This is a genomic window from Halobaculum rubrum, assembly GCF_019880225.1.
GTDB classification, from domain to species: domain Archaea; phylum Halobacteriota; class Halobacteria; order Halobacteriales; family Haloferacaceae; genus Halobaculum; species Halobaculum rubrum.
Genome location: NZ_CP082284.1, coordinates 2,460,884 through 2,484,882 on the forward strand (window position 1 = coordinate 2,460,884; position 23,999 = coordinate 2,484,882).

Genomic DNA, 23,999 nt, shown 5'->3' on the forward strand with positions numbered 1-23,999 from the left:
CCTCCATGGCCATGCCCTCGTACACTCCCGTTGACCATCGCCGTTCCCGGCGCGAGCGGTACGGTACTACTTGAGCCGAGACTGTGTGGTCATTCGTACTGCGTCGAGAGCCGAGACGGCTGATCGGACTCGTCGGTCTCGACGTCGAGGGACCAGTCCCCCGACTCGACGGCTCCGTCCTCGTCGGCGACCGCCGAGACGGTGGCATGTGTGGCGCCCTCCCCGGCCGTGACCTCGGCGTCGACGACGACTTCGTCTCCCGGCTCGACGCCCTCGAGATCGACGACGTACCGCAGCGACGATCCCGGAGCGATCGTTTCCCCGCCGTCGCCGTCCGCGTACCCGCTGTACTCGACGTGGGGCCCGTCAGCGTCGATCGAGACGCCGGTGACCGGCCGCGAGCCGTCGTTCGTGACCGAGAGGAAGACGGATCCGAACCCGGGCTCGACGCGAGAGTCGGACTCGACCTCGACGCTCAGATCGTCCACGCGGTCGTCGTCCCCGTCCGTGACCGATTCGTGGACCACAAGGGTGTTGATCTGCTGTACGTCTCCCTCGGTCGAACGCCCGTCGACCCGGCGTGCACGGACGAACGCCTTCGCCACGTCGTCTCTGAGCGTGTGCGGCGTGGCGACAGTGACGTGTGCCGGCGAGTCCGGGGACACTCGCGCGTCGATCGGCGCCGACCGCTCGCCGCCCACGACGGCCTCCTCGACGTCCCACGTTCCCTCGTCGCTCTCGAGCGACACCGAGAGCTCGCCGCCGTCGCCGGCACCGTCCCGCCGCCAGGTGACCATCGCGACCAGTCCGCCCTCGTCGACGGCCAGTTCCGTCGCCGGCAGCGACGCCGTCCGGCCCTCCTGCTCCAGTCGCACGCTCGGGAGCGACAGCGTCGACTCCAACGGCACGTGGTAGCGGGTCCCGACCGCCTGTCCGTTCCCGCGGACCTTCAGTCGCTGTGCGTAGCCGCCGTCGTCCGTTCGCAGTTCGAACTCGACCGGCTCGCGCGACTCGTTCGACACTACCAACCGCTCCTCGAACACGACGCCGCGCCGGGGTGGTTCCGACGGGAACTGCCGGTCCATGGAGACGGGAAGGGGGTCGCCGGCGCCGCCGGCGGACCCTGAGCCGGCTCCCGACCGACCCTGTGACCCGGTCGATCCGGGGGCGGCACCGCCGGCGTCCGCACGGGCCGCGACACCGCCGGTCGAGGTGTCCTCCAGCAGTGAACTCCGCGTCATCGAGAGGCGCTCGGAGACGCGGCCGCCGCTCGTCTCGACGGTGACGGCGCGCTCGCCGGGCGATGCGACCGGCAACGCGAGCCGGTAGGCGCCGTTCGCCGGGATCGACACCGGCATCGAGAACGAGCCGTCGTCGTCGGGAACACCCTCGACGGTGACCTCGTCGTCGACGGCGACGGGCGTGTCGTTGCGCAGCGTCACCGACAGGAAGCCGTCGGACTCCGATTCGAGATCGATCGCCGTCGGCGTCGTGGGAACGGCGGTCTCGGCCTCCAGCGGGTCGACGCCGTCCGCCCGCACCTCGACCGCGCCGCTGGGCAGGTCCTGCTCGAACGGGACCCGTTCGCTCTCGCCCGGGTCGAGCGTGCCGACGGTCGTTTCGCCGACGGTGACGCCCGTTACGCTCGTCTCGCCCTCGTTCTCGACGTCGATCGTCGCCGACAACACGCCGTCCTCGACGGCGTCAAGCGTCGTTTGGACCTGCACCGCGGTGGTCTCCTCCTGAACCTCGAGCGTTTTCTCGGTCGACTCGTCGCCGACGACTGCACTGACGGTCACCTCGTCGTCGGACGGGTTCTGTAGCGAGACGCGTCGTCGCTGGGTCGCGTCGGCGTCGATGGTGGCGGACACGGTCGAGGAGGCGACGCCGGCACCCTCCGCCTCGACGGTCGCCTCGACCTCGACGGCGCGGTCGCCCTCGTTCGTGAGCGCGAGGACCACAGTCGGGTCGGCGGGACGCACTGACTCCGTCTCGACGCTCAGCCCGACCGACTCGTCGCCCTGTCCGACCGCCGCGTACACCGTCGCCGTGCCGCTGCCGACCGTGCACACCAGGTCCAGCGACGGCGTCGCCGCGATCGGCGTGCCGCTCACCCCGTCGAGCGGGCGACGGTCGCCGTCGGCGTCCACCGCGAAATCGCTGCCGGCGATCCTGGCCGCCAGCGCGGCGATGCCGGCGTCCGCCAGCCAGGAGACGTCGCCGTCGAGACCCCACAGCTGTTCGTCGTCCTCGTACCCCACGAGCTGCCCGTCTTTCAGGGAGACGACCGCCCGCCCGGGAAGCAGCCCGACGTCGGTGACTGCGCCCGACAGCGTCTGTTCGTTGAGCAGTTCACCCGACGAGTCGAGCACCGTCAGGAACGACCACGAGGCGACCGCGAGCCGACCGTCGGCGGCCGCGACCGCCGGCGACTCGGCGACCTCCGCGTGCGGCTGGTCGAACCGCCCGGCCTCGATACCGGTGCGCCCCTCGACGACGACGAACTCGCCGTCGCCGGTCCGGACGTACACCCGGTCGTCGTCCGGGTCGGCGTCGACCGAGCGGCCGTCGCCCACGTCGACGCCCCACACCCGACTTCCCGAGTGGGAGAACGCTTCCAGTTCCGCGTCGGTGAGCGCGTACACCCTGTCGGCGACGGCGATGTCTATCACGCCGTCCCGGCGGGTAACGCGGCGTCGGTCGCCCGACGTGATGAGGTCGACCTGCCCGTCCGCGGTCGCGACCGCGATGACACCGGTTCCGGCGTCCGCGGCCGCGACCGCCGGCATGTCGAAGGCGTCGACCTGAACGTACCGATCGGGAACCGACGGGTCGTCGCCCCCCGTCGGCTCCGCTGCCTCCGCGGAGGTCGTCTCCGACGCCCCGGTTGCGGCTCCCGCATCGGCGGCCGACTGCTCCGTCTCGTCGGGCTCGCTCGACCCCGCTCCGGGATCGCGGGGCTCGTCGCCCGCTCTATCGCCCCATCCGTCCGACTCCGGGTCGACGGCGGAACCGCCCCACTCCTCGGAGTCCGAGCCGGCGTCGCCCACGACTACTCGGCCCCCGTATCGCTTCCCGTCGCCGCCGGCGCGTCGTCGGCATCGCCGCCGTCGGGCGCCGCGGGCGACTCCGTGCTCGCGGCGTTCTCCTCGCGGATCTGCTGAGCCTGCTCCTCGAGGTACCGCTTCATCTCGGGATACCCCTCCAGCTCCGAGGCCTGCTTCATCGTCGAGGAGACGTACTGACGGACCGTCTTCGGCTCGGACTTCTCGAGCTTCTCCATGAGATACCCCTTGTCCGGGGTGATCGCGTCGCCGTCGATGACGCTCTCGATGAGTTCGCGCTGCAGTTCCGAGCCGAGTATCCGGTCGGCGATCTCCGCGGGGGTGTATCCGACCGACGCCTCGCCCAGCTCCTCGATGGCCTCCTCGTCGAGTTCCTCGCCGATGCGTCCCAGCGACGTGCGCCACACCTCCGACATCACCTCGGCGTCGGGTTGGGGAATGAACTGCTGGATCGGGAACCGACGGGTCGCGGCCGGGTCGATGCTGAACGGCATGTTCGTCGCGCCGATGACGAGGAGGTTGTCCTCCACGTCGTTCATCTCCTGCAGGAACGCGTTCGTCAGCGCCCGCTCGTGGCGCTGGATGTCGTCCGAGCGGTCCGGGATGAGGGTCTCTACCTCGTCGAAGAACAGCACGGCGAACCCGTCGCCGGCGGCCTCGTGGGCCTGTTCGAACGCCGCGCGGATGTTCTTCTCCGACTCGCCGGAGTACTTCGACACCACGTCGCTGCCGCGGACCTCGAGGAAGACGACCTCGCCGTAGCTGTCCTCGATGTCGGTGTTGTGTTTCGCCTCGTAGGCGATCGCCTCCGAGACGAGCGTCTTCCCGCAGCCGGGCGGGCCGTACAGCATCATGCCGCCGCCGCGGTCGGCGAACTCCTCGCCGTAGCGCTCGACGACCTCGTCGCGGACGTCCGGCTCGAACAGCGACAGCATCATCTCGGCGGTCCGTTTCACCTCCTCGAGGCCGGCGACGTCCTCCTCGAAGCTCGTCGTCGGGTTCTGCGGCGTGATGTCGATGTTGGCCTCCTCCTCGTCGGCCTGCTTGCCCCCCCTCCCCGAGCCGTCGCCTCCCGATGCCCCCTCGCCGTCGGGGCCGCCGCCGGCGGCACCCGCCGGCGGGCCCGTGTTCGTCGGCGGTTCGTCGAGGAACTCGAACTCGGTATCGTCGTCGACACGGAGGGTCGTCGCCTGCGGCTCCAGCTCGTCGACGACGAACTCGACGCGCTCGCCGCCGATGTCGACTACCTCGTGGATCGGATGCAACAGGAACTGTCCCTCCGCGAGCGCCGACGTCAGCGCCTCCTCGTTGATGCCCTCGGCGTAGATGGTCGCACGTTTGCACGCGCGGACCGCGCCGAGCGACACGTCGGTGTCGACGTAGAAGTCGTTCGTCCGGTTGATCCCCCCGAACAGCGTCGCGACGTTGCTGTTGAGGTAGACCTTGTTCTTGATAGTGCTCGCGAAGCCGTCCTCCTCGGTTTCGACCCGGAAGAACGCCTCGCGACCGGCGTGGCGGACCCGGGCGATCTTCGCGCCCGGTCCGACTTTGCTCTTCCCTACGGTGACGTGGGAGGTCGGCTGGTCGTCTTTCGTGATCGGCGTGAGATTGGCACTCGTCATGCGACTGGGTTGTATGCGTTCATCGTTCGGGTCACGTACTCGCGAACCTGCCGTTCCTTCGCGTCGATCAGGGCGTCCGGCGGATTGAGCCACAGCGTCCGCGTGGCGACGTTTCGGACCGTCGCGACGGTGTCCCGGAGGGCACCCGCCACGTCCCGCAACGCGGCCGCGGAGTCGCCGCGGCCGTGGAGTTCCATCCGGCCGGCGCAGCGTTCGACGCGTTCGGCGGCCCCCTCCAGTCGGTCGGCGACGACCGGAACGAGCACGAACCAGTTCGCGACGGGTTCGCCGACGGCGGCGAGCGGCACGCTACGGCCGTCGGCGGGGTCCTCGCCGAGACGACCGGTCCCCCGTGCGGTGTCGACCGCCGCCGCCGGCGGTTCTTCCCCCTCGAACGCCGCGACGAGCACCCGCTCGACGGCCTCCGCGATCCGCGGGTCGTCGGCCGTGGCCGGCACCGGCAGCGGCAGGGCGTCGGCGAAAAGGTCCCCGATCCCGCGGATCGCGGCGTCGAACGCCGCGATCTCCGACCAGACCTGTCTGGGAGCGGGCGGCTCGCTCCACGAGAGCACTCGCTCGCTCGCCGCCTCCACGACGGCGACGCGGTCGATCCACGGACCGGCGTTCGACGGGCGCGACACGGGCTTACCTCCCGCCCCGCGGGCGTGCAGTACGCCGAGAGTCGGGTCGACGGTTCGACGGATCGGGTCCCATCGTATCGACCACGCCCCGCAGTGGAGTCCCGGTCGACATCCTCACTGCTCTTTGATCGTCTCGGCTTCCGTCTCCCCCTGCGTGATCTCCTGGGAGGACTCGTTCATCTGCGTGAGCTCGTCCGCGTTCCCCCGAATGCCGTCGAGGACGCTCTGGGCGTCCTCCTCCTCCATCCGCTCTTGCTTCGGGACGACGTTGCCCATCGCCGACAGCACGTTCGTGAACTGCTCGGAGGCGGCGACCGCCTCCGTCGGCCACAGCTGCTGGGTCCGGATCCGGTCGCGGAGGCGCTCTTGCTCGATCGAGAACTGGTCTTTGGTCGACTCGAGCTGGTTGATGATCTCCCCCAGATCCATCTGGTCCGGGTTCGGGTTCGGGATCGTCTCGCCTTGCTTCTCCTCCTGTTCGACGAGGTTGTCGTAGTGGTAGTACTGCTCGCGGGCGTGGTCGAACTTCCGGCGTTCCTCCTCGTCGAGCTCGTCGATATCGCGATCGCCCGCGATCGAGAGCATCTCCTGTTTGTACTCCTCGCGCGACTCGCGGAGGTTCTGGAGGTGCTCGGTCACGTCGGTCGTGTCCTCCGCGCGCGAGTTCAGCCGCTCTTGGGCCTCCTCGACCCGGCCGACGGCCGTCTCGATCCGCTCGGTGAGCGTGTCGAACGCCGCCGCCCAGTTGCTGTACATCTTCACCGCGCGGTCCATCTCGTCCTCGTCGTACGTGTGGGGGGGCCGCAGCACCGTCACCGTCGTGTTCTCGATCGAGACGATGTCGTTGTGCCCGAGGTAGTCGATGATGGCGCGCGCCGAGTTCTCGCTGCGCGCGTGCTCGCTCTCGGCGAGTGTCTCTGCGGCGTCCTCGACGTCGATGACGGCGTTGCCGTCCTGGTCGATGGAGAGGTCCTCGCCGCCGAGGACCTCCTCCATGAGGTGCGCGAGCAGCTCCTCCCAGTTGCCGCTGTCCTCGTCGGCCCAGTCGGCGAAGCCGTGCTCGAACCTGACCGCCGAGTCGTTCTGGCTGTTCGGGCGGGCGACGACTGTTCCGGACTCCTCGTCTTCCTCGAAAGTGGTGTATCGCATTGGATTTGGTAGGTATCGGGTGGCTTCGGTGGTCGGTGGTCAGAATCGCTCGTCGATCAGTTCCTCGCCGCGCTCGCGGACCTGCGCTCGCGCGTACGTGTTTCCGGCGTCGCTCGTCGTGAGGTGCAGTTCCTCTATCTCCTCGCGTAGTTCGGACTTGAGGGAGTCGGCCGTCGCAGCCGTCAAGTCCTGCAACAACGGCCGAGTGAGGTCCTCGGCTTGCGCCTCGACCATGCGGTCGAACGGCTCGACGGCCACCGCGAGGTTGCGCGCTTCGAGCACCTCGATGTGGGGGTCGCCGCCCTCGTCGTAGCCGTTCCGGACGGCCTCGATGACTCTCCGCTTGTCGACGTCGGCGCCGCTGGATCTGACGTGTGCGAGCACGTTCGACCGAACCTCGATCTCCGACTCGATCAGCGAGTCGAACTCGTCGGTCGGCATCACGTTCCCGGCGTCCTCGAACGCCCGGCTCACGTCGTCGCCGATGTCGTCGGCGAGCTTCTCGGCGAACTCCCCCAGCGCGTCCTCGACCAGGTACTCCCCGTCCATGTCGATGATGAGCCCCTCGCCCTGCAGGTAGCCGATCACGTCCGACGTCGCCGCAACCGAGATCGCCTCCTCCAGTTGGCCGTGCGAGAGCTTGCCGTGGGTCGCGCGCCGCTTGAGCTTCCCCTTGAGATCGTCCTCGCCGGTCTCCTCTTTCAGACGCGAGCCGACCGAGTAGTAGTCCCGGCTCCCGGCCGCGATACGCATCACGAGGTTCTGCCGTCGCAGCTGTGTCGCGAAGAAGTCGGCGTCGTCGTGCGCCAGGTCGAACGCCTTCCGGAGGTCCTCGGTCGTGACGACCATCTGGTCGCGGAACACGCCCTTGAGGCGCTCCGTGATCCCCGTGCGCGTGCCGCTCCCGAACGGGTCCCAGTAGAACACCCCGGATCGGATCCGTTCGAGGCTGTAGTTCTCGTCCTCCGCGAGGTCCCGCAGCGCCTCCTTCATGTCGGAGTTCGATAACTTCGGCGCCTTGAGCCGACGTTTCTCTCGGCTCTGGTACTGGTCTTTCAGGTCGTCGCGGACGCGGTCGACGTACAGGAACCCGTAGTTGGACTGTGTGATATCCTGTGAGATATCTTCCAGAACGTCGCGGTCGACGGGACGGAGCGGCATTACCAGACGATCCAAACTCAGGCGTACTAAGTGTTATCCTGCTAGTATCATGCGCCGAAACGGCGCCGTTCTCTCGGCCGAGATCGACAGCAAGGATCGAGTATGCCGCTCCTACCGAACGGGAATCGAGCGTCGAATCTGCCGGGGGTGAGCGGCGCTTTTCGATCGGCCCGACCAGTGCATGCGGCGGCATCGACGAGCTCCGTCAGTGAATCTGATATATTGATATTATTCTCCGAAGAACACTGTGATTAGCTGCTCGATTCCTCGATCGTGTTCTAGGAGTCTAACTAATATCGGGGGATACGATCTCATCACTCGAAAATACTTTGTAGGGCGGTGTGCGTGTTCGGGATATGAGCGATGGACGATCGAGCGAAGATCTGGCTGAACAGTCATACAGTATCGTACTAAAACCCGCTACGATTTCCAAAGACAACCCTGTACGACCGGCTATCGAGACGAACGTTGGACCGATTTCCACCTGTCACCGCATGCGTGACACGGCGACCCCGCCCGTGGGGGTACCGCTGTGACCGTAGATCCGCCGGACGGGGATCCCTCGACGGACCCGTCGGGTACCAGCAGATACGGCCGGCTCTCGCTGGCGGACGACAGCGTGATCGTCTACGATCGCGACCGGGTGGACGCGTGGATCCAATCGAGCGTCGCGTACGACCTCCCGCCGCGCGAGTCGTCACCGAACGCCGATCGCGTCGACTCCGGGGGCGCCGACACCGGCGTAGGTGGTGACTGACGGTGTCGGCCGGACACTCGGAACCGCGTGCGACAGCCGCCGGCAGCCGCGAGGCCGGCGCCACTGAACAGTTGCGTTCGCAGTCGACGAGGCTGATCCGGGAAACGGCCGACGCGCTCGACGCGGAGCACGCCGTCGTCTGTCTGTCCGGGGGCGTCGACTCGGCGACCACGGCCGCGCTCGCCGTCGAGGCGCTCGGCGCCTCCGCGGTGACGGCGCTGATCATGCCGACCGACACGACCGACGAGCGGCACGTGGGCGACGCCCGATCGTTTGCCGACTCGCTCGGCGTTGACCACGCAACCGTCCCGCTGGATCCCGCGCTGGACGTGTTCAAGCGGTACGTCGCCCCGCGGATCGCCGCGGACGGCGACGCAGTCGCCGCCGGGAATCTAGCTGCACGCCTTCGGATGGCGTGTGCGCATCTCGTTGCCGACGCGTCCGACGGGATGGTCGTCGGCACGAGCAACCGGACCGAGCGGCTGCTCGGCTACTTCACGAAGTACGGCGACGACGCCGCGGACCTGCACCCGCTCGGCGAGTACGACAAGACGGCCGTTCGGGCGCTCGCGACCGCACTCGACGTGCCACCGGAGATCATCGCCCGCCCGCCGACTGCGGGATTCTGGCCGGGACAGACCGACGAGTCCGATCTCGGTGCCTCCTACGCGACGCTCGACAGCGTGCTGGGTGCACTCGTCGGGGCGGGGTCGAACGCTTCGCCGTCGCCGATCGACGAGGCGACGGGTGTCGACCGCGAAACCGTCACCCGCCTCCTCGGTCGGGTCCGACGCACCGCTCACAAGCGAGAACGACCGCCCTCGCCGTCCCCGCACGTCGTCGACGCGTCCGCTGGAACCACTGCCGGTGGCGATCACTCGCTCGTCGGGGGCGACCGGCGGGCGGCGAGGATCGTCGCGAACGCTCGCGATCTCGTTGGCTCCCGTGTCGACGCGGCCGACGCCGAGGGCGTGGTCGTCGACCTCGGAGCCGGACGGGAGTCGGGTGCCGCCGCCGCGATCGCCGTCGAAGCGCTCGGTGCGGCGCGGGTCCGCGGGCTCCACCTTCCATGTCACAAGGCGGCCGGGCTCGACGCGCCGAGCCCACAGTCGATCGCCGACGACCTCGGGATCGCCGCGGACCGGGTGACGATCAGACCCCTCGTCGCGGAACTCGAGGCGGCGCTTCCGACGCGAGTAACCGAGCGAGCGGGGGCGACCGACCTGGGCGAGTTCGTCTCGCGGGTCCGGACGGCGTGTCGGTACTACGTCGCCAACGCCGACGACAGGCTCGTCGTGGGGACGACGAACCGAACGGACACCCTGCTCGGACGCGTGACGCGATACGGCGACGCGGCGGCCGACCTCCGGCCGCTGGGCGACACATATGCGAGCGAACTGTCGGCGATCGGTCGACAGCTCGGGTGTTCCGTCGTCGCTTCAGGTCCGGCCGATCAGTGTGACTACGGCCGTTTGAGCGGTGTCGCACCCGATGACACCCGAGCAACACCGGACGATATCCCCCCCGAGCTGCTCGATGCGATCCTCGTTCGGCTCGTCGACCGTGATCTCGGTATCGAGCGAACCGCCGACGCGGTCGACGCGGACCGCGAGGCGGTCCGGTGGTGTGCCGCCCGACATGCCTCGTCCAAGCGGACCCGCTCGCGCCCGCCGACGACCGCCGGCGGCGACGCTCGAAGGCACTTCCACGAACTCGAACTGAAGTTCGACTCGGCGGCCTCCGGCCCGCAGTCGTAGCGCCGACGGGGTACCGTCTGGTTGCTACCGCTCCAACGGTGCTTCCATCCGCGCTACGTCGAGGTGGAGGACGTTGTGGCCCTCGTCGGTCGCCTCGACTTGCCCGGTGATGACGAGCCCCGAGTTCGGAGTCGGCCCGACGATCACCGGATCGCCCACGCTGAACCGGGTGACCGACTCCCGAAACGTCACGGTGGCGCGACACTTCTCCGGATGATGGACGTTCGTGAAGTCGATCGACTCGACGGCCACGTCGACCCGGTCGTAGCCGTGGGCGAGTCCGATCGTCTCGCCGTCGCCGTTCGCGGCGGGGTCACGCCCCAGCGCCGAGAAGGCGGCCTCGGTCGGCACGTACCCGCCCTCGGAGCCCGGAACGCCCTCGACCAGTCCGAGCGACTTCATCATCTGCATCAGGTTTCGGATCGTTCCCACGTGCCGGTCGCACACGTCGGCGATCTCCGTGGCCGGCATCGGGGACTCGGTCGTCTCGTACCCGTTGACGAGGGTGTTCAGGATCTCCCGCTGACTGCTGGTCAGGTCCATCTGCGTCTACCGTGACCTCGCTGCCGTCGTTCAAATACGTTTGGTTCGTCTCGGTCGTACCGTCGACTCCGAGCGTTCGTCCGTACAGGAACTCGATTCCGGAAAGAACGGTCCCGTGTTCGGGTCGAGACTGTATGAACGTCGATATCCCCGATCGACGCTTCGGGATCGGCGGACCGCCTCCGACGAGAGGTCCGATATGTCCCCGCCGGCGGGCGTGACGCCTATGGGTTCGATCGTCTCCAGCGGAACCCGCCGAAGAGCGACGGTTTATATCGAAACCGAGCGAACCGTGTCGACGAATGTCACGAGAAGTGGTGTCACACACCCACGGGCACGTGTACGAGTTCGCGCCGGCGATGGAGCCGGTCTACACCGCGGCCGACGGCGAACGGCTGACGTTCGAGACGATCGACAGCCTCAACGGCGCCATCCAGACCGACGACGACCTGTTGGAGGCGATCCCCGAGGAAGTCAACGCCGCGACCGGCCCGGTGGCCGTCGAGGGCGCCGAACCGGGCGACGTCCTCCGCGTCGAGATCGAGGATATCCGCGTGAACGAGGACCGGGGGCGCGTCGTCACCGCGCCGGGGTTCGGCCTCCTGCAGGACCGCGATGACATCGAGCACCCCGCGACGCGGGTGACTGAGGTGAGCGACGACGGCGAGTCGCTGTCGTTCGGCGATCGAACGGTCCCGATCGACCCGGTCATCGGAACGATCGGCGTCGCGACGGCCGAGGAATCGGTCTCGACGTTGACCCCGCACGACCACGGCGGAAACCTCGACACGACCGATATGACGACCGGGACGACGGCGTACTTCCCCGTGTTTCAGGAGGGCGGGATGCTGGCGATGGGTGATTCGAAGGCGGCGATGGCCGACGGCGAGATGTGCGGCACCGGCGCCGAGATCGGCACCGACATCGACGTGACCGTCTCGGTCGTCTCCGACCCGCCGGTGTCGCTGGAGCGACCGCTCGTCCACACCGACTCGGCGTGGAAGACGATCGCGAGCGCCGAGACGCTGGAAGAAGCCGTCAGGCTGGCGAACGAGGACCTCATCGAACTCCTGTCTCACGATCACGGCTACTCGGCCACCGAGGCGTATCTGTTCAGCAGCCTCGTTGGCGGGCTGGAGATCAGCCAGGTCGTCGACCCGCTGGTCACCGCTCGCAACGCGATCCCCGAGGAGTACCTCTCGGACCCGTTCTGATCGGGGAGGGTGTCCTCCGGGCTGGCGCCTCAGCTCAGAACCGAGGGGGTGACTCCTCTCCGCCGTTCTCGACCGTGAGCGCTCGGTCGCTGGCGACGCACTCGACGGTCTCGATCTCGCGGACCACGTCCACACGTGTTCGACTGCCTGGCTCGCCACGGGAAACTCCACGAGCACGTCCGCCCCGACCCGGTCGATCGAGACGGTGCGCAGTGCGCACGCGGGCCGGGACGTGATTCCCGATCTGTATCCCGCGATCGCCGTACTGCGGCGTGAAGGCCGCGGCGGGCCGTCACGTCGAGAACGGCGAACCGACGTGAAGAGCGACGGACGCCGGAAGATCTCCGCGAAGCCGGTTCTCCGACTTCGGGACGGCGATATCGGTCTCGAAACGCCATCTGTCGGAAAGAGTCTCCGGCAAATAGACTTATCTGCTTGTCATGTCTCTGGGGTTGTGATGTCCACACAAGAGATCCGACTTCGAAGCACGATCGGTGGCTTCACCGCCGAGGGCAAACTGCACACGCTGAGCGTCTGGTTCATCCTCGCGCTCAGACTGATGATCGGATTGGCGTTCTTCCAAAGCGGCCTCGACAAGGTGTTGTCGGGCAGCTTCAGTGCTGCCGGGTATCTCCAGAACGCGCCGCCCGCGAACGGGAGCCCCGTCGCCGATCTGTTCGTCGCGATGGGGAGCACGGGGTGGTTCGTCGATATCGTTAACGTCGCCGTGCCGTGGGGCGAACTGCTCATCGGCCTCGGCGTGATCGTCGGCGGCCTCACCCGGCTGGCGGCGTTCTTCGGGGCGTTCATGATGTTGCTGTTCTACCTCGGTAACTGGGATATCGCTCACGGCTACATCAACGGCGACTTCGCGTACATGCTCGTGTTCCTCTCGGTCGCGGCGTTCGGCGCCGGCCGGATCCTCGGGGTCGACCAGTACATCGAGGCGTACGACGTGGGCGGCGAGACGCTCATCGAGCGGTATCCGTGGCTCCGCTACGTGCTCGGGTGATCATCCACGACCGCCGTCACGGCCGTGCAGCCGTCGGCGTGCGTTCGCCGACGGATCGACGTCGGACCGCCGTCAGTCCGGGGTGAATCGGGCACCGCGCTCTCGACCGTCGGCCGGACGGGATGACGTTATTACTGTCTCGCCCGTGATCCGGACGATGACCGACGACTCGAACGACCCCGGGGGCGTGCCGTCGCCGCACGTCGTCCCCGAGGGAACGGCGTGTGTCCTCTGGCACCGGCGGCACCTGCGCGTCCCCGACCAGCCCGCGGTGACGTACGCGACCCGGGAGTACGAGACCGTCTGTCCCCTGTTCGTCTTCGACCCACACTTCTACGGCGAGGACGCGCTCGCGTGCGACGCCCGGCGGCGGTTCCTCGACGAATCGCTGACCGACCTCCGCGAGCGATACGCCGACCGCGACACCACCCTGGTGTACGCCCACGGGGACCCGCTCGACGTGCTGGCGCAGTTTCGCGACGCGGGGTGGGACGTCGTCGCGACCGCGGACGCGACGAGTCGGTACGGGCGACGACGGGACGACCGCGCGGCCGAGCGGCTCGACGTTCGGTACGTCGACGGGGACGGGATCCGCCGAGGGGTCGACGACCCGCGCGACGAGTGGGCCGAACACGTCGAGTCGTACTTCCGGAGCGACCGGCTGAGTCCCGACGAGTCGGGGTTCGGGAGCCACGGCGTGGACGCCGCGACGAGCGTCGAGGCGATCGAGTCGGCCTACGACGTGACGCCGACGAAGGAGTCGGTCCCCGTCGGCGGGCGGTCGCCGGCGCTCGCGCGCCTCGATCGGTTCCTGGGTCGGATCCACGAGTACCCGGGGTCGATTTCGGCTCCAGCGGCCGCCGAGACGGGGACCAGCCGGCTGTCCCCGTACCTCCGGTTCGGCTGTCTCTCCGTCAGGGAGGTGTTCCAGCGGCTGGAGCGCGAGGCGCCCGAGGGCAGCGGCAAGGAACTGTTCCGCGACCGGCTCTACTGGAATCGCCACTACACCCAGAAGCTCCAGGACTGGCCCGGCTGGACGGAGCGCGCGGTCAATCCCGTCTTCAGATGGCTGAACCGCGACTCGCGCGACGAGGAGCGCATCGACGCGTGGAAGGAGGGGCGGACGGGCTACCCGATGGTCGACGCGTCGATGCGCTGCCTGCGCGAGACGGGGTGGCTCAACTTCCGGATGCGGGCCATGTGCGCGTCGTTCTTCGGCTCCCTGCTGGAACAGCCGTGGCGCGTCGGCGCCGACCACTTCTACGAGCACCTCGTCGACGCCGACCCCGCCATCAACTACACGCAGTGGCAGTACCAGACCGGGCTGACCGGCGTTGCCGCCGTCCGGATCTACAACCCCCGCAAGCAGGCCCGCGAGAACGACCCCGACGGGACCTTCGTCCACCGCTGGGTCCCGGAGTTGGCCGACGTTCCTCCGGAGCATCTCGACAGGCCGGAGAAACTCCCGCTGTCGATGCAGGCGGATCTCGGCGTCGAGATCGGGGAGGACTACCCCCGACCGATCGTCGAGTTCGAGACCGCCCGGCAGGCGGCCCGCGAGCGGTTCGACGCGCTCGCGGCCCGTGCCCGGGAGGCCGCGGATCACCCGGAAGTACGCCGACGGCTCTCTCTGTCGCGGTCGGGACGAACCGACGAGCCGGCGGATCCGAACGCGACGGGGGGAGCGGGCCGGAACGCCGGCCAGTCGAGCCTCGACGCGTTCGAGTAGCCGCCAGTGTCGGCGAGAGAGGGATCCGTGACGGAGCCGACGGGACCGGATCAGCGATCGGTGCTGGGTCGCTCGACAAGTCCCGACGGACGGAGCGCGGTCCGGGCGGGAGGCAGCACGCGGATCGCCCGGGCGAATGGTGTCGGGCTCTCCCCGCGGTCAGTCGTACAGGTGGTACACGGCGAGCGCAGTGACGAAGGCGGCCGCGAGCTCCGCGACCCCGATGATCGCGAACGCCGCTCGGAACGACAGCCCCATCGATCGAAGCGTCGGTAGCGCGAACAGGCCGACCACGGCGACGACGACCGCGAGCGCGAACCCGGCCACTGCGAGGCGGTTCAACGACGGCGGCATGCCGTTCGTGTCATCGGCAGACACCAACAGTAGGACCGGATCCGACATGGTTGTTTGAAAAATCAGTTGATCGGCGCTATGCAGTCGAGAGTCGGTCAGTCCGCCGCCGTGGCACCCTCGTCGGCGGAGGGCTCCGGCGCGCTCGACTCGCCGAAGATGGCGCGGCTGCGGAGCAGCACCAGGCCGAAGCCGACCTTCGCGCTCACGTCGAGCACCATGAACAGGAGCGTCTCGATGTTGAGCGGGACGATCCCGGCGCCCTCGCTGCCGATCAGCCACACGACGGGATACGCCGACCACAGCACGAGGACGAGGTTCCGGAGGACCCGGAACGTCGACCCGACGTCGTCGCTCATCGCGTTGGCCTTCTTGGTGAAACCGAAGTACAGCACGTACAGAATGTACAGCATCGCCGCCGTGCTGACGGCCCACCAGATGAAGCGGAACTCGTACACCTGCGTCAGGGCCCCGATGAGCCCGGTGCCGATCATGATCCCGTCAGCACCGACCAGCGCCAGGATTGTGCCGCGGTCGGCGTCGACCAACAGCGCGAGGTCGAGCAGGAGTAACGGCGTGGTGAACAGCCAGTCCGCGTACCGCGCCCAGTAGATCGGGTGTTCCTCGCCCGCGAACGGCACCATCGTGAGGCCGTATCCCAGCAGCATCGACAGGTACATCGTGAACGCGATGGCAGGGATCAGCGTCGTGATGGCGTAGAACTTCTTCGCGTCCGGGTCCTCGACGCCCATCCCGCGCATCATGAAGTAGATGGTGCCGAGTCCCATGAATGCCGTCCCGAGTGCGAGCCAGATCCACTCCGGCCGGGACGTGATCTGTCCCATCTGCAGCGGTACGTTCCAAGCGGTTGCTATTGTCCCCAACATCCACCTCATAGTAATACGGAGACGGTACTAACTCTGGAGCCAAATCACTGCGGTACCGATCGTGGCTCAAGTGAAATCAGTATCACAGTTTCGTCTGTCCGATCGGCGTTAGGGGGGTCGTACCGAACTGGTGTGATTCGAACGACCCCGACCAGCGACGCACGAGTGCTCCGACTGCTCACGAACTCGGGGGAGTCACGCGGCGGGGAGACACCGGCGTGGCGGGTACCCGTATGGGGTCACCACTCGAACAGGACGAAGAACTCGTGGTCGTTGCGACACCTGACCTGGCGGGCTTTCGGTTTCGAGCCGGTGGTCTCCGGTCGTTCCGAGGTTGTGATCGACTTCACCGTCCCTCCCTTCGGCAGTCCGATCGCGACCTCGGCGCCGCACTGCGGACACGGGAACTCCTTGACGGGCACCGTTCCAGTCAACACTGACACATCGTGTTAACTGTTCCCCATCGTTCGGGATGCGATACCCATACAGTTTGGAACGCTTTTCATTGGGGTCGTGTGCGTACGATTGAGTTGTCCATGAGCAGCGAGTCAACGGTCGGCAAGCGGTGGTCGGTCCGGGAGACGACGGGGGGGCTCCCGCTGACGGTGTCCCGGGCCGCGCTCATCGTTCTCACTGTCGGCTTCGCCGCCGGTCAGTTGGTCGGTGTACAGATCCCGCTGCGAACGCAAGCAGGGGTCTACCTGTTCGGAATGGTCGCCATGAACCTCCCACACGGCGGCTACGAGCACTTCGAGAACCTCCGTCGACGCGCGGCTTCGTTCCAAGGCTGGTACGTCGGCGTGTATCTGCTCGCGGTGGGGCTGTTTGCCGGCCTGTTCTTCCTGGCACCGATCGCGGGGCTGGCGCTCGCAGTGAGTACCGCCGTGGCGAAGGGCGGGTTCGGTGACCTCCATGTCCTGGAGGCGGTATACGGTACCGAGCACCTTCGGTCCCGCACGCAGCGCGTGATCGCCGCGGCCGTCCGCGGCGGTGCCGTGATGGTCGTCCCGATGGTGTTCTGGCCCGAGACGTTCCTCGCGTTCAGCAGCGTCATGGTGAACATCTTCGAGCCGGGCGCGCTCGCCGGCGTCGCCGGCGACCTCCAGGCGCGTCGCCTGATGCTCGGCGGCGGGTACGGCGCGCTCCTGCTCGCGCACCTCGGGCTCGGGTACGCCCGGGCGACAGGCTCAGGGTCGTTCCTCGCCGACGCCGCCGAAACGCTCCTGCTCGTCGCCTACTTCGCGGCCGTCCCGGTCGTGATCGCGGTCGGGCTCTACTTCCCGCTGTGGTACTCCGCCCGCCAGGTCGCCCGCACGCGGGCCGTCGACGATACCGTCATCGCCCCCGACGAGAACTCCGGGCTGCTCGACGCGCTCGAATCGGACGACCCGAAGGAAGTCACGCTCGCGTCGTGGGGCGTCCTCATCGCCGGGAGTGTCGCGACGTTCGGGCTCGCGGCAGCGCTGTGGACGGTGTCGCCACAACCGCTCGGCGGTGCGGGCGTGTTGATCGGACTCGTCGCGTTCTGGAGTATCTTCATCAGCATCGTGGCGCTCCCCCACGTCGTCGTCGGGCAGTGGCTCGACGGCGACCGCGGCATCTGGTACGTGCCCTGAACGCGTCGAACTCCGTCCTCGCCCGCCCCGAGAACCGACCCCACTCCGACGACGGTCCCGACGATACCCCCGACAACACGAACCCACAATGATCGACGGCACACCCCTCGAAGACGAGACTGTCACCGTGATCGGTGGCGGCGTCGCCGGCCTCGTGTCAGCGTGTTATCTCGCCGACGCGGGCGCGACCGTCACCGTCAGAGAGCGGAACGACACACTCGGCGGCGTCACGAACCGGCTCGAGGTGGACGGATTCACCTTCGACACCGGCCCCTCGTGGTACATGATGCCCGAGACGTTCGACCGATTCTTCGGGCAGTTCGGCCGCTCGGCGGCCGACTACTACGAGCTCGAACGGCTCGACCCGCAGTATCGCGTGTTCTTCAAGGACGGCGACACCGTCGATGTCACGCCCGACCTGGACCGGACCCGTCGGCTGTTCGAGTCCTACGAGGACGGCGCCGGGGACGCCCTCGACGAGTACCTCAAGACGGCGCGCCGGACCTACGAGATCGGAATGGAGCGGTTCGTCTACACCGACCGCTCGCGGTTCCGCGACCTGCTCGACCCGAGCATCGTCCGGGCCGCGCCCGCACTCAAACACCTGCGACCGATGCAACAGTACGTCGAGGGCTACTTCGACGAGCCGAAGCTCCAACAGCTCCTGCAGTACACGCTTGTGTTCCTCGGGAGTTCTCCCCACGAGACGCCGTCGCTGTACAACCTCATGGCGCACGTCGACTTCGAGCGCGGCGTCTACTATCCCGAGGGCGGGATGTACAGCCTCGTCGAGGCGCTCGTCGACCTCGGACGTGAGCTCGGCGTCACCTACCGGACCGGTCAGGAGGTGACCGAACTGGTACCGCTGGTCGACGGCGTGCGGGTCGTCGCCGGCGGTGAGTCGACCGTCGCGGACAGCGTCGTCGCCGACGCGAACCCCGCACACGTCGAACGCGATCTGTTGACCGAGGCGGGAGTGAAGCGCGACCCGTCCTACTGGGACGAGGCGACGTACGGCCCGTCGGCGCTGCTGTTGTATCTCGGCGTCGAAGGCTCGGTCGACCCGCTCGAACACCACTCGCTCGTGTTCCCGACGGACTGGGACCCTCACTTCGAACAGATCTTCGACGACCCGGGCTGGCCCGACGACCCGGCGTACTACCTCTCGGTGGCGTCGAAGACCGACGACGACGTCGCTCCCGACGGGCACCACGCCGTGGTCGTGTTGGTACCGATCGCCCCAGGCCTCGACGACGATCCGGAACGCGTCTCGGCGTTCCGCGATCAGGTGCTCGCGGACCTCGCAGCACAGACCGACGTCGATCTCCGCGACCGGATCGTCGTCGAGCGCTCGGTGTGCGTCTCCGAGTTCGCCGAGCGCTATCGAACACCCGACGGAACCGCCCTCGGCCTCGCACACACCCTCGACCAAACGGGGCCCCTCCGTCCCGCACATCACGCGCCGGGCGTGGACGGGCTCTACTACACCGGAGCATTCACCTCTCCGGGGGTTGGTCTTCCGATGGCAGTGATCAGCGGCGAACACGCCGCGGAAGCGGTCGCGCGTGACGCGGACCCGTCCCCTATCAGCGACCTCGCACCGAACCTATGACACGATCCGACACTCGCAAGACACGATCCGACACCCGCCAGAACGGACACGACGAGCGGACCGACGAGGCGTCCGTCGCCGTGCTGTTCGCCGGAGATGACCTCGCGGACGGCCCCACGGTTGCCGATCTCTCGGGGGAAGAACGGTTCGACGTCACGCGGTCGGGAGACTTCATCGAGGCCGCCGACACGGTGGACGAACACACCGTCGACTGCGTCGTCACGACCGTCAGCGAGGACGGCTTCGACGGTATCGCGTTCCTCGAATCCGTCCGCCAAGAGCACACCGAACTCCCCGTGGTAGTCGTCGCCGAATCGATCGACGGCGAGCTCGCACGGCGCGCCGTCGACGCGGACGCGACTGCGCTCGTCCCGACGAACGAACCGGACGCCGTGGAGGCGGTCGTCGACTCCGTGGACTCGAACGTCACGACGTACGACCGGGAGGCGGGGACGCGCATGCCGATCTCCGATCTCACCGTCAAAGCCGAACGACGTCTGAAAGAGCGGGCGCTCGACGAAGCCCCCATCGGCATTACGATATCGGACGCTACCGACCCGGAAGAGCCGATGATCTACATGAACGACTCCTTCGAGGAGATCACGGGGTATCCGCCGGATGAAGTGATCGGCGCCAACCACCGCTTCCTCCAAGGGCCCGAGACAGACCCCGAGAAGGTCGCGGAGGTGTCCGAGGCGATCAAAGAGAAGCAGGGGATCCAGACGGTCTTGCGGAACTACACACGCGACGGAAGCGAGTTCTGGAACCAGATCAGTATCAGTCCCATCCTCGACGAACACGGGGATATCTCTCACTTCGTCGGGTTCCAGATGGACGTCACCGAGCGAAAACAGGCGCAACAAGAGCTGGTGGCCGAGCGGGAGTCACTCGATCGGGTGCTCGACCGGGTGAACGGACTCGTGAGCGACGTCACCTCCGCGTTGGTGCGTGCGGAGAGCCGCGACGAGGTCGAGCAGCTGATCACCGAGCGTCTCGGTACCGGCGGGGAGTACACGGCGGCGTGGCTCGGTCGATACGACGAGACCGCGGGCCGTGTGGACATCACGGAACAGGCGGGCGCGCGGACGGTCGAGACGGAGATGGTCGACCTCGACGACGACGGCGACGGCGTTCGAACCCTCCGCGAGACCATCGATCGACAGGCGGTCCATCGACTCGACGACGCGAGCGATCTGCTCGGCGTCGCGGGCGGTGGAACCTGTGTGCTCGTCCCGTTGACCTATCGGTCGACGACCTACGGCGTCGTCGGGGTGCTCGACGAGGGGAACCTCCTCGACAGTCGCGAACGGGTGGTACTCGAGTCGCTGGGACGCAGCGTCGGCGTGTCGATAAACGACGTGCTGACGAAGCGGACCATTACGACCGACACAGTCCTCAACATCGGGGTAGAGCTGTCGGACGACGACCTCTTCCTCCCCGATCTCGCCGCCGAGCTCGGTGCCCGGTTCGACCACGAGGCGACGATCGCCGACGAACACGGCTCCGAGGTCGTGACCGTCGTCAGTACGGACTTCGACGACACGGAGGCGCTCGCCGAACAGGCGATGCGTCACGAGGACGTCGTCTCCGTCGAGCCGCTCGTCGAGACCGACGACGAGACCGTCGTTCAGTTCCGGCTGTCGAGTTCGCCGCTCGTGGAGGTCCTCTCGGAGGCGGGAAGCCGCGTGACGAAACTGCACGCCGATTCGCGGACGCTCGAAGTCGAGTTTCGCGTCGGAACCGAACAGGCGGCGCGTCGCGTTCTCGACGCGCTCAGAGCGGAGTACGATCGGGTCGAGCTCGTCGCCTACCACGAGGACGAACCGCAACAGACCGCCAACGGGTTCCGGGAGGAGCTCCGGAGCCAGCTCACCGATCGCCAGTTGACCGCGTTGCGAAAGGCACACGTCAGCGGCTACTTCGAGTGGCCACGGCGTGCCGAGGGCAAGCAACTCGCCGAGTCGATGGATATCGTCCCCTCGACGTATCACCAGCACCTCCAAGCGGCGAAGCGCAAGCTCGTCGACGCGTTCTTCGAGAGGTGACCGGTCGGTCGCCCACGTGCGGATAGGAGGTCGTCGACGGTTGCGCCCCGGCGGCTCGTCCGCCGCGGCAGCGAGACATCCGCTCAGTTCTCGAGGAACGTCTTCAGGTTCTCGAGGGTCGCTTCGGCCTCGCGCCGGTTGTACGCTGACGCGACGGGTGCGAGCACGGTGTCGATGACCGTTCCGGGGATGTCGTACTCCGCCTCGTAGCGAAGCAGCGTTCCGGTTTCCGTTCCGTCCAAGTCGTAGGTGATCGTCCCGTCGATGGCGCCGGATAGCGCTTGAGTCAGGCAACCCGGCGGGGACCGTTCGATGTCCTCGACGCTCCCGACGAGCGTCACGCCCGCGAGTTTGTATCGGTACTCGGCGCGTTTGCCGCCGTTCGGGAGGGCTTCGACGCTGCTCACGTTGATCAGTCCAGGCGTTATCTTCACGTGGTTGCGCGGATCGTCCAGAAACGAAAACACCCCCTCCGGCTGTGAGTCGATCTCGATCTGTGTTTCGACGGTGAACATGGTGATTTGGAGGACGTGTGACAGTACGGTCTTCTGTCGTGTATTCGTGTGACCCAATCAGTTGGGTTGCGATTCCCGATTCGGTGCCCGTCGATCGGACCCCCACCACGTTGGTGCCGTCACTTTGGGGTCACGTTCCGTGTGTCCCGACGCGTTCCGAACGGAGGAGACACGTACATGACGGTTCGACTCAGGCTCACAGACCCCGACCGAGAACTGACGATCGCGGCCGACCGCGTCCGGTTCGCGCCGGCGACTCGGGAGCGCATCGGCGTCGACGTCGGCGACCCGGTGTGCGTCGAGGCGGCCGAATCGACCGTCGCGGCGGTCGGAGAAGACTGTGCAGTGCTCCCGGAGGACGCCGTCCTCGCCGGGGCAGCCGTCGAGCGCAACGCCGGCGCCGACGCCGGAACGCCCGTCACGGTCGAAGCCGCGGCGGCCCCCGCGGCGCGGACAGTGTCCGTCGCCGCGGAGTCGTCGTCGCTCGACGGCGACACGGCCGCCCTCTCTCGCGCCCTGTCCGGGCGCTACGTGACTGCGGGAGACAGCGTCGAGGCACACCTCTTCGGTGGGAGCGTGGTGGTGTCGATGGCCGTCGTCGATCTCGACCCCGCCGGGCCGGTGGAAGTGACACCCGAGACCGAGATATCGACACGAGGCGACGCCCTCGACGCTGCCCCCCGGGCCGCGGAATCCGCCCCATCGCTGTCCCCGATCGGGGGACTTACCGACGAGCGAGCGACGCTACGACGCCTTGTCGTCGGCCCCCTCACCGATCCCGAAGCGTACGCCGGCACCGGCGTGCGAACGCCGGCTGGCGTGCTCGTGCATGGGCCGGCGGGAACGGGAAAGACGTCGCTCGTCCGGGCCGTTGCCGCCGACGCCGATCTGCCGCTCGAGGAGGTACCTCCCGAGGACTGCAAGCGTCGCGAATCGCTCGCGGCTGCGTTACGGGCAGCAGCCGCCGACGCGCCGGCGATCGTCTTCATCGAGGACCTCGCGGCGGCCGCACCAACCCCCGACAGCGATGGAACGCGGGCGTCGCCATCGGCGGTCGGATGGCTTCTCGACCGCGTGTGCGACCGCGAGGACCTCGTGGTCGTGGGGGAGGCCACCCATCCCGAGGACGTCGACCCCGGGCTCAGGCGAGGGGGTCGATTCGACGCCGAACTCCGGGTCGGCGTGCCCGACCGGGCGGACCGCGCCGAGATACTTCGCGTTCACGCCGCCGGCTCGCGACTCGCGAGCGACGTGGACCTCGACGCTGTCGCGGATCGAACCCACGGGTACACCGGCGCCGACCTGGAAGCAGTCCTCGTCGACGCCGCGACTCGGGCGGCTCACGATCACGACCGCGGCCGAGTAACCGTTCGCCAAGGCGATGTCGAGGCGGCTCTCGACGCCGTGAAACCGGCGACGCTCCGGGAGGTGACGGTCGATCGGCCGGAGATCGAGTACGGCGACATCGGCGGCCTCGATGCGGCGAAACGGGCGGTGATCCGGACGGTCGAGTGGCCCCTTCGATACCCCGAACTGTTCGATCACCTCGCCGTCGACGCGCCGACGGGGATCCTGCTCTCGGGCCCGCCGGGAACCGGCAAGACGATGCTCGCGAAGGCCGTGGCGACCTCGACGTCGGCGAACTTCCTCGCGGTCGACGGGCCGGAGCTGATGAACCGCTACGTCGGCGAGAGCGAACGCGGAGTTCGAGAGGTGTTCGAGCGCGCGAGACAGATCGCACCCTCGGTCGTCTTCCTCGATGAGCTGGACGCGCTGGCGCCCGCGCGGGGCCGGACGGACACGGGCGCCGCGGAGCGGGTCGTATCGCAACTGCTCACCGAACTCGACGGGCTGTCATCCCGCGGATCGGTCGTGGTCCTGGCGGCGACGAACCGGCCGGATTCGATCGACCCGGCGCTGTTGCGACCCGGACGGATCGAAACGCGCGTGACGGTCCCGCGTCCGGACCGCGACGAACGCGGGGCGATCCTCTCCGTTCACCTCGAGGACGTCCCGACCCGAGGCGTCGACCCCGACGCTCTCGCCGCCGAGACGGCGGGTTACACGGGAAGCGAGTTGGCCGGGGTCGTCCGCGAGGCCGCCCTGCTTGCCGCGGAGGGTCACCTCCGCGACCGCGGGTTCGAGATCGGTGACGTCGACGACGTCCTCATCGAACAGACTCATCTCCGCGACGCACTCGACAGGGTAGAGCCGTCCGTCGACGTCGATCGGCCGTGATCCCGTCACCGCTGGCTGTCCGTGACCAGCGGACACCGGTTGTCGGTTGCCTCGTCGATGTGGCCACGGACCTCTCTGGTTTGGT

19 protein-coding genes are annotated in these 23,999 nt (G+C 67.9%); 9 read left to right on the plus strand and 10 right to left on the minus strand.

What is annotated here, in order from left to right; genetic code table 11:
• Nucleotides 1–89 precede the first annotated feature (89 nt).
• From K6T25_RS12645 to K6T25_RS12665, 5 genes are all read right to left on the minus strand, one after another.
• A complete protein-coding gene (locus K6T25_RS12645) occupies nt 90–3,050 on the minus strand; it encodes an NHL repeat-containing protein (protein ID WP_222914625.1) in 2,961 nt (986 codons plus the stop codon).
• Nucleotides 3,051–3,052: 2 nt separating this feature from the next.
• Entirely contained in the window at nt 3,053–4,687 is a 1,635-nt protein-coding gene (locus K6T25_RS12650; protein ID WP_222914627.1) for an ATP-binding protein, read from the minus strand.
• A complete protein-coding gene (locus K6T25_RS12655; RefSeq protein ID WP_222914629.1) occupies nt 4,684–5,328 on the minus strand; it encodes a hypothetical protein in 645 nt (214 codons plus the stop codon). The genes K6T25_RS12650 and K6T25_RS12655 overlap by 4 nt, the downstream gene beginning before the upstream one ends.
• Nucleotides 5,329–5,442: 114 nt before the next feature.
• A complete protein-coding gene (locus K6T25_RS12660) occupies nt 5,443–6,477 on the minus strand; it encodes a hypothetical protein (protein WP_222914631.1) in 1,035 nt (344 codons plus the stop codon).
• Between the two features lie 39 nt (nt 6,478–6,516).
• Nucleotides 6,517–7,638, minus strand: a complete 1,122-nt coding sequence (locus K6T25_RS12665; protein ID WP_222914633.1) for a hypothetical protein — start codon at nt 7,636–7,638, stop codon at nt 6,517–6,519.
• A gap of 532 nt (nt 7,639–8,170) precedes the next feature.
• On the opposite strand from K6T25_RS12665, the gene K6T25_RS12670 reads away from it, so the two are divergent.
• On the plus strand, nt 8,171–8,395 hold the full coding sequence (locus K6T25_RS12670; RefSeq protein WP_222914634.1) for a hypothetical protein: 225 nt from the start codon (nt 8,171–8,173) through the stop codon (nt 8,393–8,395).
• Between the two features lie 2 nt (nt 8,396–8,397).
• A complete protein-coding gene (gene nadE, locus K6T25_RS12675; protein ID WP_222914636.1) occupies nt 8,398–10,152 on the plus strand; it encodes an NAD(+) synthase in 1,755 nt (584 codons plus the stop codon).
• Nucleotides 10,153–10,176: 24 nt separating this feature from the next.
• Here nadE and K6T25_RS12680 read toward each other — a convergent pair whose 3' ends face one another.
• Nucleotides 10,177–10,695 (minus strand): TrmB family transcriptional regulator, encoded by a 519-nt coding sequence (locus K6T25_RS12680; RefSeq protein ID WP_222914639.1) that lies wholly within the window; start codon nt 10,693–10,695, stop codon nt 10,177–10,179.
• 302 nt (nt 10,696–10,997) lie between these two features.
• Here K6T25_RS12680 and K6T25_RS12685 point away from each other — a divergent pair, with 302 nt between their 5' ends.
• The 3 genes from K6T25_RS12685 to K6T25_RS12695 all read left to right on the plus strand — a co-directional run bounded on the left by K6T25_RS12685 (nt 10,998) and on the right by K6T25_RS12695 (nt 14,650).
• Nucleotides 10,998–11,909 (plus strand): acetamidase/formamidase family protein, encoded by a 912-nt coding sequence (locus K6T25_RS12685; RefSeq protein WP_222914641.1) that lies wholly within the window; start codon nt 10,998–11,000, stop codon nt 11,907–11,909.
• Nucleotides 11,910–12,366: 457 nt separating this feature from the next.
• A complete protein-coding gene (locus K6T25_RS12690) occupies nt 12,367–12,921 on the plus strand; it encodes a DoxX family protein (RefSeq protein ID WP_222914644.1) in 555 nt (184 codons plus the stop codon).
• Between the two features lie 157 nt (nt 12,922–13,078).
• Entirely contained in the window at nt 13,079–14,650 is a 1,572-nt protein-coding gene (locus K6T25_RS12695; protein ID WP_222914646.1) for an FAD-binding domain-containing protein, read from the plus strand.
• A gap of 159 nt (nt 14,651–14,809) precedes the next feature.
• Here K6T25_RS12695 and K6T25_RS12700 read toward each other — a convergent pair whose 3' ends face one another.
• The 3 genes from K6T25_RS12700 to brz all read right to left on the minus strand — a co-directional run bounded on the left by K6T25_RS12700 (nt 14,810) and on the right by brz (nt 16,310).
• On the minus strand, nt 14,810–15,052 hold the full coding sequence (locus K6T25_RS12700; RefSeq protein WP_222914648.1) for a hypothetical protein: 243 nt from the start codon (nt 15,050–15,052) through the stop codon (nt 14,810–14,812).
• A gap of 47 nt (nt 15,053–15,099) precedes the next feature.
• A complete protein-coding gene (locus K6T25_RS12705) occupies nt 15,100–15,888 on the minus strand; it encodes a bacteriorhodopsin (RefSeq protein WP_425600870.1) in 789 nt (262 codons plus the stop codon).
• A gap of 239 nt (nt 15,889–16,127) precedes the next feature.
• The gene (gene brz, locus K6T25_RS12710) at nt 16,128–16,310 is read right to left on the minus strand and encodes a transcriptional regulator Brz (protein ID WP_222914651.1); all 183 of its coding nucleotides are present in this window, start codon (nt 16,308–16,310) and stop codon (nt 16,128–16,130) included.
• A 114-nt stretch (nt 16,311–16,424) separates the two neighbouring features.
• Here brz and K6T25_RS12715 point away from each other — a divergent pair, with 114 nt between their 5' ends.
• The 3 genes from K6T25_RS12715 (at nt 16,425) to K6T25_RS12725 (ending at nt 21,161) form a co-directional block, all read left to right on the plus strand.
• Nucleotides 16,425–17,504, plus strand: a complete 1,080-nt coding sequence (locus K6T25_RS12715; RefSeq protein WP_222914656.1) for a Brp/Blh family beta-carotene 15,15'-dioxygenase — start codon at nt 16,425–16,427, stop codon at nt 17,502–17,504.
• Nucleotides 17,505–17,592: 88 nt separating this feature from the next.
• Nucleotides 17,593–19,116, plus strand: a complete 1,524-nt coding sequence (locus tag K6T25_RS12720; RefSeq protein ID WP_222914660.1) for a phytoene desaturase family protein — start codon at nt 17,593–17,595, stop codon at nt 19,114–19,116.
• Nucleotides 19,113–21,161 (plus strand): bacterio-opsin activator domain-containing protein, encoded by a 2,049-nt coding sequence (locus K6T25_RS12725; RefSeq protein WP_222914662.1) that lies wholly within the window; start codon nt 19,113–19,115, stop codon nt 21,159–21,161. Before K6T25_RS12720 ends, K6T25_RS12725 begins: the two co-directional genes overlap by 4 nt.
• 83 nt (nt 21,162–21,244) lie before the next feature.
• Here K6T25_RS12725 and K6T25_RS12730 read toward each other — a convergent pair whose 3' ends face one another.
• Complete coding sequence (locus K6T25_RS12730) at nt 21,245–21,676, minus strand: SRPBCC family protein (RefSeq protein WP_222914665.1); 432 nt, start codon at nt 21,674–21,676, stop codon at nt 21,245–21,247.
• 177 nt (nt 21,677–21,853) lie between these two features.
• On the opposite strand from K6T25_RS12730, the gene K6T25_RS12735 reads away from it, so the two are divergent.
• Entirely contained in the window at nt 21,854–23,914 is a 2,061-nt protein-coding gene (locus tag K6T25_RS12735) for an AAA family ATPase (RefSeq protein ID WP_222914667.1), read from the plus strand.
• Nucleotides 23,915–23,999 lie beyond the last annotated feature (85 nt).

Bases quoted from the DNA above. Each gene is read 5' to 3' on its own strand.
- K6T25_RS12650 (WP_222914627.1), bottom strand. From the start codon at position 4,687: ATGACGAGTGCCAATCTCACGCCGATCACGAAAGACGACCAGCCGACC.
- K6T25_RS12660 (WP_222914631.1), bottom strand. From the start codon at position 6,477: ATGCGATACACCACTTTCGAGGAAGACGAGGAGTCCGGAACAGTCGTC.
- K6T25_RS12665 (WP_222914633.1), bottom strand. From the start codon at position 7,638: ATGCCGCTCCGTCCCGTCGACCGCGACGTTCTGGAAGATATCTCACAG.
- K6T25_RS12680 (WP_222914639.1), bottom strand. From the start codon at position 10,695: ATGGACCTGACCAGCAGTCAGCGGGAGATCCTGAACACCCTCGTCAAC.
- K6T25_RS12685 (WP_222914641.1), top strand. From the start codon at position 10,998: ATGTCACGAGAAGTGGTGTCACACACCCACGGGCACGTGTACGAGTTC.
- K6T25_RS12690 (WP_222914644.1), top strand. From the start codon at position 12,367: ATGTCCACACAAGAGATCCGACTTCGAAGCACGATCGGTGGCTTCACC.
- K6T25_RS12695 (WP_222914646.1), top strand. From the start codon at position 13,079: ATGACCGACGACTCGAACGACCCCGGGGGCGTGCCGTCGCCGCACGTC.
- K6T25_RS12700 (WP_222914648.1), bottom strand. From the start codon at position 15,052: ATGTCGGATCCGGTCCTACTGTTGGTGTCTGCCGATGACACGAACGGC.
- K6T25_RS12705 (WP_425600870.1), bottom strand. From the start codon at position 15,888: ATGTTGGGGACAATAGCAACCGCTTGGAACGTACCGCTGCAGATGGGA.
- K6T25_RS12715 (WP_222914656.1), top strand. From the start codon at position 16,425: ATGAGCAGCGAGTCAACGGTCGGCAAGCGGTGGTCGGTCCGGGAGACG.
- K6T25_RS12720 (WP_222914660.1), top strand. From the start codon at position 17,593: ATGATCGACGGCACACCCCTCGAAGACGAGACTGTCACCGTGATCGGT.
- K6T25_RS12725 (WP_222914662.1), top strand. From the start codon at position 19,113: ATGACACGATCCGACACTCGCAAGACACGATCCGACACCCGCCAGAAC.
- K6T25_RS12730 (WP_222914665.1), bottom strand. From the start codon at position 21,676: ATGTTCACCGTCGAAACACAGATCGAGATCGACTCACAGCCGGAGGGG.
- K6T25_RS12735 (WP_222914667.1), top strand. From the start codon at position 21,854: ATGACGGTTCGACTCAGGCTCACAGACCCCGACCGAGAACTGACGATC.